The sequence below is a fragment of the Nocardioides aromaticivorans genome, assembly GCF_013408525.1.
GTDB classification, from domain to species: Bacteria; Actinomycetota; Actinomycetes; order Propionibacteriales; family Nocardioidaceae; genus Nocardioides; species Nocardioides aromaticivorans.
In genome coordinates this window covers 2,574,643-2,589,376 of the sequence record NZ_JACBZM010000001.1, presented here as the reverse complement: position 1 = coordinate 2,589,376, position 14,734 = coordinate 2,574,643, and the positions used below count along the sequence as shown (strand labels likewise).

Sequence of the window (14,734 nt, the reverse complement as noted above, 5' to 3'; positions counted from 1 at the left end):
TCAGTTCTCCCCGTTCTCGGAGGTGCGGCCGCTGAGGCGCTCGACGCCCCGCAGCAGGCCGGAGTGGTCCAGGCCGCCGTCGCCGTTGGCCCTCGCGCTCGCCATCAGCTGGGCGACCAGCGCGCCGAGCGGAGCGACGACGCCCGCCTCGCGGGCGGCGGCGGTGACGATGCCGAGGTCCTTGTGGTGGAGCTCGATGCGGAAGCCCGGCTGGAAGGAGCGGGTCAGCATGTTCTCCTTCTTCTGGTTGAGCACGGCCGAGCCGGCGAGGCCGCCGCCCAGGACCTCGAGGGCGGCCTTCGTGTCGACGCCGTAGGCCTCGAGGAAGACGACGGCCTCGGCGAGCGCCTGGATGTTGGCGGCGACGATGAGCTGGTTGGCGGCCTTCACGGTCTGGCCGGCACCACTCGGGCCGACGTGGACGACGGTCTTGCCGACCACGTCGAAGACCTCGCGGGCAGCCTCGAAGTCGTCGGCCGACCCGCCGACCATGATCGACAGCGCGGCGTTGCGGGCGCCGGCCTCACCGCCCGAGACGGGGGCGTCGAGGAGGCGGAAGCCCTTGGCCGCCGCCTGCTCGGCGAGCGCGGCGGTGACATCGGGACGGATGCTGGAGAAGTCGATGACCAGCGCACCGGGAGCGGCGCTCTCGAAGACACCGCCCTCACCGGCGAGGACGGCCTCGACGTCCGGGGAGTCCGGCACCATCACGCAGACGACGTCGGCGCCCTGGACGGCGTCGGCGATCGAGTCGGCGGCGCGGCCGCCCGCCTCGACGAGCGGCTGAGCCTTGTCCGGGGTGCGGTTGTAGCCGGCGACCGAGTGGCCGGCGTTGGCGAGGTGGACAGCCATCGGGCTGCCCATGATGCCGAGGCCGATGAAGGCGATCTTGCTCATGGGAAGAGGTCCTCTCCTGAGGTGGTCAGCGGGTGGTGGCGGTGGCGGCGCGGCGCTCGCGCGGGAGCCACGCGAAGCTGTCGGCGGACGTCGTGGCGGGCTTGTACTCGAGGCCGACCCAGCCGTCGTACCCGACGGCCTCGAGGGCGGCGAGCTGGCGCTCGAGCGGGAGGCTGCCGGTGCCGGGCTCGTTGCGGCCGGGGGCGTCGGCGATCTGCACGTGGGCGACCCGGGCGGCGTGCTGGGCGATCACCGCGTCGACGTCGTCGCCGTTGACGGCCAGGTGGTAGAGGTCGGCCAGGAGGCCGATGTTCTCCTCGCCGGCTCCCGCGACGACGGCCCGGGCGATCACGGCCAGGGCGTCGGCCGCAGTCAGCAGCGGGTAGCGCTCGGCGCCACTCACCGGCTCGACCAGGACGGTGCCGCCGATCCGGGCGGCGGCTCGGGCGGCCAGGGCGAGGCTCTCCGCACCCAGCTCGTCCTGCGCCTCCGGGGCGACGCCCTCGAGCCGGTTGCCGTAGAGCGCGTTGAAGGCGGTGCAGCCGAGCCGCTCGCCGATGCCGACGGTGACGTCGACGTTGTCGCGGAACTCGGCCGACCGGGCCGGCCAGGACACGAGGCCGCGGTCACCGGCGGGCATGTCGCCGGCGAAGAAGTTGAGGCCGACGAGCTGGACGCCGGCGTCCCGGACGGCCGCGACGAAGGCGTCGACGTCCTTGTCGGCCGGCACGGCCTCGGCGAACGGCCACCAGAACTCGACGGCGTCGAAGCCGGCCGCCTTGACGGCCGCGGGGCGCTCGAGGAGGGGCAGCTCGGTGAACAGGATCGAGCAGTTCACCTCGTACCGGAGCTGGTGCGTCATCTCTCGTCCTTCCGTAATGCGGAATCTATTTTCTGATACACGGAATGTTACGGACGTGATCGCGATCACGTCAACCCCCGCAGGACGAAAAGAACCCCGCCCCCGCCGGGAGTCCGGCGAGGGCGGGGCAGCAGGGCGGATCAGCGTGTCGCCGGCACGGGCGCCCTCTCCTCGTTGCACCGGGAGGCGCCGGCGACGTCCATCGCCCGAGCGATGAAGTAGTACGCCGTGAAGCCGATGCCGCAGCCGATGAACCAGCTGTAGTTGGTGATCCAGTCGATCGGCGACGACCCGTCGCCCATGAGGCCCCAGAGCTTCGGCACGACCACCGAGCCGAGCGAGAAGGCACCGGCGATGAGCAGCGCGTAGACGGCGGCGAAGTTGGTGCCCCGGGTGTACCAGTACTCGCCGTCCTCCTCCATGGTGAACAGCTCGTCGACGGTGATCCTCTGGTTGCGGATCTGGTAGTAGTCGGCGATCAGGATGCCGAACAGCGGGCCGATCAGGGCGCCGAGGATGCCGAGGGTCCAGAAGATCGCCTCGTCGTTGTTGTACCAGTTCCAGGGCGTCAGGATCACCGAGCCGACCGCCGCGATCATGCCGCCCATCCGCCAGCTGATCCGCTGCGGGCTGACGTGGGAGAAGTCGAACGCCGGGCTGATGAAGTTCGCCACGATGTTGATGCCGATGGTGGCGATCACGAAGGTGGCGCCGCCGAGGACGATCGCGAAGGTGTTGTCGAGCTTCTCGACCGTGACGATCGGGTCGGTGATCAGCTCGCCGTACAGCGGGACGGTGGCGGCGGCGGTGAGCACGGTCAGCAGCGAGAAGACGATGAAGTTGATCGGCAGGCCGAGGAAGTTGCCGCGCTTCACCTTCTCGAACGAGCTGGCGTAGCGGGAGAAGTCACCGAAGTTGAGCATCGGGCCGGAGAAGTACGACACCACCGCGGCGACCGCGCCGAACATCGCCCATACCAAGGCCCAGCCGCTGAGGTGCGCCTCGGTCAGGTTGAGGTCGATGTCGAAGTCGACCTTGAACAGCATGTAGACGCACATCACGAGCATCACCGCGTAGACGGCCGGGCCGGCGAAGTCGACGAAGCGCTTGATCATCTCCATGCCGCGCCAGAACAGCAGCGCCTGCAGCACCCAGAGGATCGCGTAGCTGAGATAGCCCAGCAGCGAGAGGCCGAGGAACTCGTGCTCCGTGAGCGGCTGCGCGAACCCGGGCCACAGCTTGAGGAAGACGATGTTGAGCGACTGCGCGGCGAGGAAGGTCTGGACGCCGTACCAGGCGACGGCGATCAGGCCGCGGATGATGGCCGGGATGTTCGCCCCGAGCACGCCGAAGGACGCTCGGCAGGTCACGGGATAGGGAACGCCCGCGATCTGGCTCGGCTTCGCGACCAGGTTGCAGAAGAACTGGACGATCACGATGCCGACGATCAGGCAGACGAAGACCTGCCAGGCCGTCAGCCCGATCGCGAACAGGGCGCCCATCGTGACGTAGCCGCCGACGCTGTGCACGTCGGACATCCAGAAGGCGAAGATGTTGTAGGAGCCCCAGGTCTGCTTCTTCAGCGGGGCGAGGTCCTCGTTGGTCAGGCGCGGGTGGTAGTCCCGCTTGATGACACTCTCGCCGGCCGGGTGGTCGGTGGCGTCGTGGTTCATGTCTCTCCTCGGGTGGGGTGCCGGATCTCGGGAGGATCAGGGCTTCAGGGGCCAGCCGGTCAGCGGCTTCGGGCGCGGTGGGGCGTAGGTGCGGACCTTGCTGGTGCGCAGGCCGAGGGCGATCAGGCTCTCGGCGAGCTGGACGGCTGCGGCGACGCCGTCGACCACCGGGACCCCGGTGGCGGCGCGCACCGCCTCGTCGAGGCCGGCCATGCCGCCGCAGCCGAGGCAGATGACCTCGGCCTTGTCGTCCTGGACGGCCAGCTGGGCCTCCGCGACGATCGCCTTCACGGCCCGCTCCGGGTCCTCGTCGAGCTCGAGGACGGAGAGGCCGCTGGATCGCACGGAGGCGCACCTCCGGTCGAGGCCGGCGAGCATGAGCCGGTCCTCGATCAGGGGGACGGCGCGGTCGAGGGTGGTGACCACGGAGTACTTGTGACCGAGCAGCGAGGCCACGTGGCCGGCCGCCTCGGTGATGTCGACGACCGGTACGTCGAGGAGCTCCTGCAGGCCCTCGCGGCCGTGCTCGCCGAAGCCGGCCTGGACCACGGCGTCGTACGGGCCGTCGTACGCGACGACCTCGTTCATCACGGCCAGCGCCGCGAAGTAGCTCTCGAAGTTGCCCTCGCAGGACGCGGGGCCGACGCGCGGGGTGAGCGCGACGATCTCGGTGCCGGGACGCGCCGCCGCACGAGCGGAGGCGGCGATCGCGTCCGTCATCGTCGCGGTGGTGTTGACGTTGACCACGAGGATCGTCGGCATCGCGGGCCCTTTCCGATGATTGATTCCGTATTGCGGAAGTCGGTTTCCGACTACAGGAAGTGTGGTCCGGGTCACACAGAAGTGTCAAGAGACCTGCCGCGGAAGGCGTCGCGCGTTGTACCTTCCTCCAAGAACCAGGCCGGCGAGGGGGTGGAGCGGTGCTGCTGGCGGAGCTGCTGGAGACACCCGGCCTCGGGCTGCGGGTGCTGCACGCGCCACCCGGCTCGCTGGAGCGGCCGGTCGGGCGCACGATCACCATCGACCTGCTCGAGCCGGGGCGCTTCCTGACCGGGGGCGAGCTCGTGCTGACCGGCCTGGTGTGGCGACGCGGCCCGGAGGACAGCGAGACCTTCGTGGCCTCGATCGCGTCCCGCGGCGCGGCCAGCCTGCTGGCCGGAGCCGCGCTGCTCGGCGGCATCCCCGACGACCTCGTCGAGGCCTGCCGGCGCCACGACCTGGCCCTGGTCGAGGTGCCGGTCGACGTCCCCTTCGCCGACATCACCGAGCACGTCGCCGCCGCGGGCGCAGCCGGTGCGAGCGCACGCCTGTCGGCCAGCCTGGTCCGCCAGCGGCAGCTGCTCTCGGCCATCGCGTCCGGCCGCAGCCTCGACGAGCTGGCCGCCCGCGTCTCGGCCGAGGTCGGCCACCCGTGCCGCGTGCTGACCGCCAGCGGCCGCCACGTCGTGCCCGGTCCCGGCGAGCTGGAGGCAGCCACCGTCGACGCCCTGACCCGCTGCTTCCTCACCGCCGACCTGCTGCCGGCCGTCGCCGAGTCAGCCGGTACGACGTACTCCCTGCTCTCCGTTGGATCGGGGCTCGCCGACCGGCTCACCGGCTGGGCCCTGGTGGTCGAGGGCGACCACCGCACCTGGCCGCAGGACGACCTCGACGCGATCCACGAGCTCGGCGCGATCGCCGCGCTGGACCGGTCGCGACGCGACGAGGGGCTGCGGGTGCTGCGACCGCTGGCGGCCGAGACCCTGGCGCAGGTGGAGGCCGGCGCGACGCCCACCGAGCTCGCGACGCGCCTGCGCCAGACCGGCCTCCACCCCGACCGTCCCCTCGTTCTCGCCGTCGCCGAGCTCGCGGGCGGCGGGTCCGCCGAGGTGGCCGCCGCCGTGCTGGAGGACGTCGCCCTCGGCGTCGGCGCCTCGGTGGTGGCGTCTGCGCGCGACGGCAGCGTGGTCGCCTTCCTGCCCGCCGGCCCCGGCCTGACCGAGCAGCTGCGCCGCTCGCTCACGCGGCTGGCGCCGGGCCTCCACCGCGGCTCGCTGTCGGTCGGGCTCAGCGGCGAGAGCGGTCTCGAGGCGCTGGCCGGCGCGCTCGAGGAGGCCCGCTTCGCGCACCGCGTCGCGCGCTCCGGGGGCGGTGCGGTCGCCCTGGTCGGCTCCGAGGAGGTCACCTCGCACGTGCTCCTCCTCGCCACGGTCCCCGACGACGTACGCCGCACCTACGCGCAGCGGGTGCTGGGCCAGGTGCTCGACCACGACCAGCGCGGCGGGGGCGAGCTGGTGGCGACGCTCGCGGAGTTCCTGGCGTGCTCGGGCTCGTGGACCCGGACGGCGGAGTCGCTCCACCTCCACGTGAACACGGTGCGCTACCGGATCGCCCGGGTCGAGGAGCTGACCGGTCGCGACCTGTCGACGTTGGAGGACCGGGTCGACGTCTTCCTGGCGCTGAAGTCGCTCTGACCTTGGAGGATCGCACAAGGCGATCGGGACGGACGGTCCCATCTTCGGAGGATCGGCGGGTGCCCCGGTGCCACCTTCCGGAGTGATGCTGTGTCGCGGATCACGGTGAGGGCCCGCCCCCGTGCGCCCCGAGAAAGGTCTGAGGCCATGAAGGTGTCGAAGAAGAAGGCTCCCCAGCCGGGTCGAGCCGCCGTCCACCCGGTCGACGAGGTGCTCCCCGCGGGCAGGCTCGCGGTCTACGGCATGCAGCACGTGCTCGCGTTCTACGCCGGCGCGGTGATCGTGCCGATCCTGCTCGCGAACTCGATCGGGCTCAGCACGGACCAGCTGGTCCACCTCATCAACGCCGACCTCTTCACGTGCGGTATCGCCTCGATCATCCAGTCGGTCGGCTTCTGGAAGGTGGGGGTCCGGCTGCCGCTGCTCCAGGGCGTCACGTTCACGGCCGTGTCACCGATGATCGCGATCGGCCTCGCCGCCGGCGGCGGCACCGACGGCCTGCTCGTGATCTACGGCGCCGTCATCGTGGCCGGCCTCGCGACCTTCTTCATCGCGCCCTTCTTCAGCCGCCTGATCCGGTTCTTCCCGCCGGTCGTCACCGGCTCGGTGATCACCATCATCGGCATCGCGCTGCTGCCCGTCGCGGCCGCGGACGCCACCGGCGGCGCCGGCCCGACGTCCGACCCGACCAGCGGTCGCAACATGGCCTACGCGCTCGGCACCCTCGCGCTGATCGTCGTGATCCAGCGCGTGTTCAAGGGCTTCATGGCCACCGTCGCGGTGCTCGTCGGCCTGGTCGTCGGCACCCTCGTGGCCTGGGCGCTGGGCGACGCGCACTTCGGCGCGGTCAGTGACTCCGGCTGGGTCGGCGTGACGACGCCCTTCCACTTCGGCTGGCCGCAGTTCTCCTTCGCCGCCATCGTCTCGATGATCGTGGTCATGCTGATCACGGCGGTCGAGACCACCGGCGACGTGTTCGCGACCGGTGAGATCGTCGAGAAGCGGGTCGGCCGCGAGGACATCGCCCGCGCCCTGCGCGCCGACGGCCTCGCCACCACGCTCGGCGGCACCCTGAACTCCTTCCCCTACACCTGCTTCGCCGAGAACGTCGGCCTGGTCCGGCTCACCCAGGTCAAGAGCCGCTGGGTCGTCGCGACGGCCGGCCTGATCATGGTCCTGCTCGGCCTGCTGCCGAAGGCCGGCGCCATCGTCGCCGGCATCCCGCACCCGGTGCTGGGCGGCGCCGCGCTCGCCATGTTCGCCACCGTGGCCGTCGTCGGCTTCCAGACGCTGACGAAGGTCGACTTCCACGACCACCGCAATGTCGTCATCGTCGCCACCAGCGTCGGCCTCGCGATGTACGTCACCGCGCAGCCCCAGGTCTCCCAGGCCGTCCCGGACTGGGCCGAGATCATCTTCGGCAGCGGCATCACCCTCGGCAGCCTCACCGCGATCGTGCTCAACATCGTCTTCCACCACGTCGGCAAGGACTTCGGCCCCGCCGTGGCCGGGATGCCCGGCGACACGATCCGCCTCGACCAGGTCAACGAGATGGGCCGCGCCGAGTTCGTCGAGACCTTCGCCGGCCTCTTCCAGGGCCCGCGCTGGATGGTCGAGCGGGCCTGGGACCAGCGCCCCTTCGCCGACACCCACGCGCTGCGCCGCGCCTTCCAGGAGGCCCTGTTCAGCGGCTCGCCGGAGGAGCAGCGCGAGCTGATCGAGGCCTACCCCGAGCTCGGCTCGCGGCTGGTGTCGGAGGGGATCGTGGGCGAGGAGTCGCTGCGCGACCAGTCCTCGCGGGGCCTCACCCACCTGGCCGAGCCGGACCAGGAGGCGCTGACCTCCCTCACCGACGCCTACCGCGAGCGCTTCGGCTTCCCGCTGGTGATCTCGGTGCGCGACGCGAGCTCTCTCGACCGAATCCTCGCCGAAGGCCGCGAGCGGCTGGGAAACTGTGAGCGGCAGGAGCACGCCGCGGCCCTGATCGAGATCGCCAAGATCGCCGGCCACCGCTTCGACGACTTCCTCCGCGAGGCCAACCCGATCCACAGCGCACGCACCCGCACCCCCTGGAGCAGCCAGCGATGAGCCAGCCCATCCCGTGTACGGCGAGCATCACCGTCAACGGCGACGAGGTGCCGCTCGACGGCATCGCCGCCCACACCACGACGCTCGACTGGCTGCGCGGCCGCGGCCTCACCGGCGCGAAGGAGGGCTGCGCGGAGGGCGAGTGCGGCGCCTGCTCGGTGCTCGTCGCCCGGCCGGGCACCGACCCGGAGTCCGGTGCCGCCACCGAGTGGACCGCGGTCAACGCGTGCCTCGTGCCGGTGGCCGCGCTCGACGGCCAGGAGGTCGTCACCAGCGAGGGCCTCGGCACCAGCAGCGAGCTGCACCCCGTCCAGCGGGAGCTGGCCGTGCGCGGCGGCTCGCAGTGCGGCTACTGCACGCCCGGCTTCGTGTGCAGCCTGGCCGCGGAGTTCTACCGCCCGACCCGTACGGGCGACGGCGCCTGCGACCACGAGCACGGCCCCAACGGCGTGGACCTGCACGCGCTGAGCGGCAACCTGTGCCGCTGCACCGGCTACCGACCCATCCGCGACGCGGCCTTCGCGCTCGGCTCGCCCGAGCCCGGCGACGCCTTCGCGGCCCGCCAGGCCGAGGCGCCGCCGGCACCGCGACCGACCCGGATCGCCGTCGGCGGTGCCGAGTTCGTCCGGCCGGAGACCCTGGCCGAGGCGCTCGACCTGCTGGTCGAGCGGCCCGAGGCGCAGGTCGTCGCCGGCTCCACCGACTGGGGCGTCGAGGTCAACATCCGCGGCGTCCGCGCACCGCTGGTGGTCGCGGTCGACCGGCTCCCCGAGCTCCGTGGGCTCACCCTCGCCGAGGACCACGTAGAGATCGGCGCCGCGCTGACGCTGACCGAGATCGAGCGCCGCCTCGACGGCCGGGTCCCGCTGCTGGCCGAGGTGTTCCCGCAGTTCGCGTCCCGCCTGATCCGCAACAGCGCGACCATCGGCGGCAACATCGGCACCGGCTCCCCCATCGGCGACACCCCGCCCGCCCTGCTCGCCCTCGACGCCGACGTCGTGCTCGCCTCCCCGCGCGGGGAGCGGGTCGTCGCCCTCGCCGACTACTTCACCGGCTACCGCCAGAGCGTCCGCGCCGACGACGAGCTGATCCGCGCGGTCCGCCTCCCCCTCCCGCTCGCGCCCGTCACCGGCTTCCACAAGATCGCCAAGCGCCGCTTCGACGACATCTCCAGCGTCGCCGTCGGCTACGCGCTCGACGTCACCGGCGGCACCGTGGTCCGCGCCCGGATCGGGCTCGGCGGCGTCGCGGCGACCCCCCTGCGTGCCGTCGCGACCGAGGACGCCCTCGTGGGCCGGCCGTGGTCCGAGGACACGGTGCGCCGCGCCGCGGCCGTGCTCGCCGGGGAGGGGACGCCGATGGACGACCACCGCGCGAGTGCGGCGTACCGCTCGGCGATGCTGGGCCAGTCGCTGCTGCGCCTCTTCCACGACCACGCCGACCGCGAGGAGGTGCCGGCATGAGCCACCTGTCCGAGCGTCCCGAGAACCCCGTCGTCGGGATCCCGCTCCCCCACGAGAGCGCCGCCCTGCACGTGACCGGCGAGGCGCTCTACACCGACGACCTCGTCGGCCGCACCGCGGGCGCACTGCACGCCTGGCCCGTCCAGGCCCCGCACGCGCACGCCCTGGTGACCGGACTGCGCCCCGAGCCGGCGTACGACGTCCCGGGCGTCGTGCGCGTGCTGACGGCCGCGGACGTGCCCGGTGTCAACGACGCCGGCGTGAAGCACGACGAGCCGTTGTTCCCGACCGAGGTGATGTTCCACGGCCACGCGGTCTGCTGGGTGCTCGGGGAGACGCAGGAGGCCGCCCGGCTGGGCGCCGCCGCGGTCGAGGTCGACTACGAGCCGCTGCCGTCGCTGGTGACGGTGCCGGAGGCGATCGCGGCCGAGAGCTTCCAGGGAGCCCGCCCGCACCTCGAGCGCGGCGACGTGACGGGGGCGCTCGACGACGCGGCCCACGTGTTCGAGGGCGAGTTCGAGTTCGCCGGCCAGGAGCACTTCTACCTCGAGACCCACGTCTCCCTCGCCCTCGTCGACGAGGGTGGGCAGGTGCTCGTGCACAGCAGCACCCAGCACCCCTCGGAGACCCAGGAGATCGTCGCCCACGTGCTCGGCCTGCCGAGCCACGCCGTCACCGTGCAGTGCCTGCGGATGGGTGGCGCGTTCGGCGGCAAGGAGATGCAGCCCCACGGGTACGCCGCCATCGCCGCGCTCGGCGCCACGCTGACCGGCCGGCCGGTGCGGCTGCGCCTCAACCGCACCCAGGACATGACCATGTCCGGCAAGCGGCACGGCTTCCACAGCACGTGGCGGGTCGGCTTCGACGCCGACGGCCTGCTCGTCGCGCTCGAGGCCACCCTGACCGCCGACGGCGGCTGGAGCCTCGACCTGTCGGAGCCCGTCCTGGCGCGGGCGCTGTGCCACATCGACAACGCCTACTGGGTCCCGAACGTGCGGGTCGACGGCCGGATCGCGCGGACCCACAAGACCTCGCAGACCGCGTTCCGCGGCTTCGGCGGCCCGCAGGGGATGCTCGTCATGGAGGACCTGCTCGGCCGCTGCGCGCCCCTGCTGGGGATCGACCCGATCGAGCTGCGGCGGCGCAACTTCTACCGGTCCCACAACACCACGCCCTACGGCCAGCCGGTGCGCCACGCGGACCGGCTCGAGGCGTGCTGGGACCAGGTCGCGGAGTCGGGCGAGGTCGCCCGGCGTCGTACCGAGATCGCGGAGTTCAACCGTCAGAACCCCCATTCCAAGCGGGGTCTGGCGATGACGCCGGTGAAGTTCGGCATCTCGTTCAACCTCACCGCCTTCAACCAGGCCGGCGCGCTCGTGCACGTCTACAAGGACGGCTCGGTGCTCATCAACCACGGCGGCACCGAGATGGGCCAGGGCCTGCACACCAAGATGCTGCAGGTCGCCGCGACCACGCTGGGCGTGCCGCTGGAGCGGGTGCGGCTCGCGCCGACGCGCACCGACAAGGTGCCGAACACGTCGGCGACCGCGGCCAGCTCGGGGGCCGACCTCAACGGCGCCGCGATCAAGAACGCCTGCGAGCAGATCCGCGAGCGGCTGGCGCAGGTCGCCGGCGGCCGGCTCGGGATCAGCCCCAACGACGTGCGCTTCGAGGCCGGCACCGTGCGCGGCATCTCCGTCGCGTCCGGCTCGATCGGCTGGGACGAGCTGGTCAACACGGCCTACCACCAGCGCGTCCAGCTCTGGGCGGCCGGCTTCTACCGGACCGAGGGCCTGCACTGGGACGCCGCCAGCATGCGCGGCGAGCCGTTCAAGTACTTCGCCTACGGCGTCGCCGCCGCCGAGGTCGAGGTCAGCGGGTTCACCGGCGCCTACACGCTGCGCCGCGTCGACATCGTGCACGACGTCGGCGACAGCCTCAGCCCGCTCATCGACATCGGCCAGATCGAGGGCGGCTTCGTGCAGGGCGCCGGGTGGCTGACCCTGGAGGACCTGCGCTGGGACGCCTCCGACGGTCCGAACCGTGGCCGGCTGGCGACGCAGGCGGCGAGCACCTACAAGCTGCCGAGCTTCTCCGAGATGCCCGAGGTCTTCCGGGTGACCCTGCTGGAGAAGGCCCACGAGGAGGGTGCGGTCTACGGCTCGAAGGCCGTCGGCGAGCCGCCGCTCATGCTCGCCTTCTCGGTCCGCGAGGCGCTGCGCGAGGCCGCGGCCGCCTTCGGCCCGGCCGGCACGAGCGTCGAGCTCGCCAGCCCCGCCACGCCCGAAGCGGTCTTCTGGGCGATCGAGCGCGCCCGTACGCCGGCCACGCCCGAGCCCGGCACCGACACCGGCACCGCCGAGCCGGTGCTCGCCGGCGGGAGGTGACGGAGATGGAGTGGCTCAAGGCGGTGCAGCGGCTGCGCGAGCAGCGGGTGCCCGGCGTCCTGGTCACGCTCACGTCCGTGCGCGGCCACTCGCCGCGAGAGGCCGGCGCCAAGATGGTCGTCGCGGCCGACCGCACCTGGGCCAGTGTCGGCGGGGGCAACCTCGAGGCCGTCGCCATCGAGCGCGCCCGCGCGATGCTCGCCTCGGGCGCGACGACACCGGAGAGCGTCGAGTGCTCGCTCTCCGACAAGGCCCCCTACCAGCACGGCGTGCAGTGCTGCGGCGGCGAGGTCGAGCTGCTGCTGGAGCCGCTGCCCGTCGTACCCTCCGTCGCGATCTTCGGCATGGGCCACGTCGGCCTCGAGCTGGCACGCATCCTCGCGCGCCACGACATCGAGCTCCACCTCGTCGACTCCCGCGCCGACCAGCTCGAGCCCGCCCAGCTGCGCGCCCTCGACGACGCCGTGGCCGGGGTTCACGTGCACCGGGTGCCGGTGCTGCCCGAGCTCGTCGTCGGCGAGCTGCCCGCGGGCACGCACGTCCTGGTCATGACCCACGACCACGCCGAGGACGCCGCCCTGTGCGACGCGGCGATCCGGTCGAGCCACCTCGCCACGATCGGGCTGATCGGGTCGAGCGCGAAGTGGACCCGCTTCAAGGCCAAGCTCGCCGACGAGGGCCACTCCCCCGAGGCGATCGCCCGCATCACCACCCCCATCGGCCTGCCCGACCTGCCCGGCAAGGAGCCGGCCACGATCGCGGTCAGCGTCGCGGCCTGGCTGCTGCAGGCGTTCGCGCGCGAGGCCACCCCCTCCACCCGAACTTCCGCCACCCGACCCGAGGTGACCCAGTGACGCTCTTCCGGGGAACCTTCCTCGACACCCCCGCCGACCCCTTCGCCGGCGGCGCGCTGCGCGCCGAGGACGACGGCGCGATCGTCGTCCACGACGGGGTGATCGTCACCCGCGGCGCCTTCGCCGAGGTCCGCGCCCGGCACCGCGACGAGGAGGTCGTCGACCTGTTCGGTGGCGTCGTGCTGCCCGGCTTCGTCGACACGCACGTGCACTTCCCGCAGGTGCGCGTGATCGGCGGCCTCGGCATGCCGCTGCTCGACTGGCTCGAGCAGTGCGCCCTGCCCGAGGAGGCCAGGCTCGCCGACACGTCGTACGCCGCCGGCGTCGCGACGGACTTCGTCCGCGGGCTGGTCGGCGCGGGCACCACCACCGCGCTCGTCTTCGGCAGCCACTTCGCCGGCGCGGTCGACGCGGTCTTCACCGAGGCCGCACGGGTCGGCCTGCGGATCACCAGCGGCCTGGTCGTCAGCGACCGGCTGCTGCGCGAGGACCTGCTGACCTCACCGGAGCGTGCCCTCGAGGAGTCGGTCGCGCTCGCCGGGCGCTGGCACGGCACGGGGCGTGCCCGCTACGCCGTGACGCCGCGGTTCTCCCTCTCCTGCACCGACGACCTGCTCGCCGCGTGTGCCGACGCGCTCGCCGCCGCGCCCGGCGCGATGCTCACCTCGCACGTCAACGAGAACGTCCGCGAGATCGAGACCGTCCGCGACCTCCACGGCTGCGACTACGTGGCGTCGTACGACCGGCACGGACTGGTCGGTCGCAGCACGGTGCTCGCCCACGACGTGCACCCGACGGACCCCGACCTCGCGCTGCTCGGCGAGCGCGGCGCCGCCGTCGCGCACTGCCCGACGAGCAACGCCGCCCTCGGCAGCGGGCTCTTCCCGCTCGCCCGGCACCGCGCGCACGGCGTGCGGGTCGCGCTCGGCTCCGACGTCGGCGCCGGCACCGGCTTCTCGCTGCTGAAGGAGGGCCTGCAGGCGTACTTCGTGCAGCAGCTCCTCGGCGAGCGCGGTGTGGCGCTGGCGCCGGCCCACCTGCTCCACCTCGCCACCGCCGCCGGCGCCGACGCGCTCGGCCTGGCCGACCAGGTGGGCGACTTCTCCGTCGGCCGCCGCTTCGACGCCCAGTGGGTGCAGCCCGCCGAGGGCACGCCGCTCGACGTCGGCCTCGCCCACGCCGCCTCGTCGGAGGACGCGCTGGCGCGGGTGTTCGCGCTCGGCACGCCGGCGGACGTGCGGGGCGTGTGGATCGACGGGGCGCTGGTCTCGGGCGAGACGCGCGACGCGGCGTCGGCGCTGCGCGTGGTCTGATCAGCGCACCACGCGCAGCAGCTCCTCCGCGATCTCCGGCACCCGCTCCCGCACGACCCGCGTCGTCGGCCCGGACACGGACACGGCCAGCGGGAAGGGGGCGGACAGCACGGGCACCGCGACGCAGCGGGCGGCGTACTCGTCCTCCTCGTCGTCCAGGGCGAACCCGCGGCTGCGGACGCCCTCGAGGTCGGTGATCAGCTCGTCGACGGTGCCGACGGTGTGGTTGGTGCGCCGCGGGAGCCCGGTACGACGGACCAGCTCCACGACCGTGTCGTCGGCCAGCTGCGCGAGCATCGCCTTCCCCACCGCCGAGCAGTGGGCCATCGTGCGGTGGTGCGGCGTCGTGGACGTGCGCATCGGGTGGGCGGACTGGACCTGGGCGACGTAGAGGACCGCGTCGCCGCACAGGGTGGCGGCGCTGGCGGTCTCGCCGGTCGCGCGCTCGAGGCGCTGCAGCCACGGCGTCAGCGCCGGGCCGACGGGGTGCAGCGCGAGGCCGCCGAGGGCGACCAGGCGGGGCCCGAGCCGGTAGCGGCGGTCGTGGTCCTGGTGGAGGTAGCCGGAGGCGACGAGCGAGCGCACCATCCGGTGCGCCGTCGAGACCGGGGTGCCGCAGGCGGCGGCGAGGTCGCTCAGCCCGATCGGCTCGCCGGCGTCGGCGACGTGCTCGAGAAGGCCGAGCGCCCGCCCCAGTGACTGGAGCGGGCGCTGCGTGGTGTCCATCGACTCTCCTGAACCCGG

At 72.8% G+C, this 14,734-nt stretch carries 11 protein-coding genes; 6 read left to right on the top strand and 5 right to left on the bottom strand.

Translation table 11 applies throughout. The annotated features are described in order from the left end of the window. The 4 genes from BJ993_RS12190 to BJ993_RS12175 form a co-directional block, all read right to left on the bottom strand. The gene (locus tag BJ993_RS12190) at positions 1 to 897 is read right to left on the bottom strand and encodes a 2-hydroxy-3-oxopropionate reductase (protein WP_179649005.1); all 897 of its coding nucleotides are present in this window, start codon (positions 895 to 897) and stop codon (positions 1 to 3) included. A gap of 25 nt (positions 898 to 922) precedes the next feature. After that, the gene (locus tag BJ993_RS12185; RefSeq protein ID WP_179649004.1) at positions 923 to 1,759 is read right to left on the bottom strand and encodes a hydroxypyruvate isomerase family protein; all 837 of its coding nucleotides are present in this window, start codon (positions 1,757 to 1,759) and stop codon (positions 923 to 925) included. 140 nt (positions 1,760 to 1,899) lie between these two features. Beyond that, positions 1,900 to 3,432: an NCS1 family nucleobase:cation symporter-1 gene (locus tag BJ993_RS12180; RefSeq protein WP_179649003.1), complete on the bottom strand. Its 1,533-nt coding sequence runs from the start codon at positions 3,430 to 3,432 to the stop codon at positions 1,900 to 1,902. A 36-nt stretch (positions 3,433 to 3,468) separates the two neighbouring features. Beyond that, on the bottom strand, positions 3,469 to 4,194 hold the full coding sequence (locus BJ993_RS12175; RefSeq protein ID WP_179649002.1) for an aspartate/glutamate racemase family protein: 726 nt from the start codon (positions 4,192 to 4,194) through the stop codon (positions 3,469 to 3,471). Between the two features lie 158 nt (positions 4,195 to 4,352). On the opposite strand from BJ993_RS12175, the gene BJ993_RS12170 reads away from it, so the two are divergent. The 6 genes from BJ993_RS12170 to BJ993_RS12145 all read left to right on the top strand — a co-directional run bounded on the left by BJ993_RS12170 (position 4,353) and on the right by BJ993_RS12145 (position 13,990). Next, positions 4,353 to 5,885 carry a PucR family transcriptional regulator gene (locus BJ993_RS12170; protein ID WP_179649001.1) on the top strand — a complete coding sequence of 511 codons (1,533 nt, stop codon included), beginning with the start codon at positions 4,353 to 4,355 and terminating at the stop codon, positions 5,883 to 5,885. A 147-nt stretch (positions 5,886 to 6,032) separates the two neighbouring features. Beyond that, positions 6,033 to 7,973, top strand: coding sequence for a 2-oxo-4-hydroxy-4-carboxy-5-ureidoimidazoline decarboxylase (uraD, locus tag BJ993_RS12165; protein WP_179649000.1), 1,941 nt, complete (start codon positions 6,033 to 6,035; stop codon positions 7,971 to 7,973). Beyond that, a complete protein-coding gene (locus tag BJ993_RS12160; RefSeq protein ID WP_179648999.1) occupies positions 7,970 to 9,436 on the top strand; it encodes a xanthine dehydrogenase small subunit in 1,467 nt (488 codons plus the stop codon). The genes uraD and BJ993_RS12160 overlap by 4 nt, the downstream gene beginning before the upstream one ends. Further along, positions 9,433 to 11,823 carry a xanthine dehydrogenase molybdopterin binding subunit gene (gene xdhB, locus BJ993_RS12155; RefSeq protein ID WP_179648998.1) on the top strand — a complete coding sequence of 797 codons (2,391 nt, stop codon included), beginning with the start codon at positions 9,433 to 9,435 and terminating at the stop codon, positions 11,821 to 11,823. The genes BJ993_RS12160 and xdhB overlap by 4 nt, the downstream gene beginning before the upstream one ends. 5 nt (positions 11,824 to 11,828) lie before the next feature. After that, positions 11,829 to 12,677, top strand: a complete 849-nt coding sequence (gene xdhC, locus BJ993_RS12150; RefSeq protein WP_051931956.1) for a xanthine dehydrogenase accessory protein XdhC — start codon at positions 11,829 to 11,831, stop codon at positions 12,675 to 12,677. Beyond that, the gene (locus BJ993_RS12145) at positions 12,674 to 13,990 is read left to right on the top strand and encodes a guanine deaminase (protein ID WP_179648997.1); all 1,317 of its coding nucleotides are present in this window, start codon (positions 12,674 to 12,676) and stop codon (positions 13,988 to 13,990) included. Before xdhC ends, BJ993_RS12145 begins: the two co-directional genes overlap by 4 nt. Here BJ993_RS12145 and BJ993_RS12140 read toward each other — a convergent pair whose 3' ends face one another. Then, positions 13,991 to 14,716, bottom strand: a complete 726-nt coding sequence (locus BJ993_RS12140; RefSeq protein WP_051931958.1) for an IclR family transcriptional regulator — start codon at positions 14,714 to 14,716, stop codon at positions 13,991 to 13,993. Positions 14,717 to 14,734 lie beyond the last annotated feature (18 nt).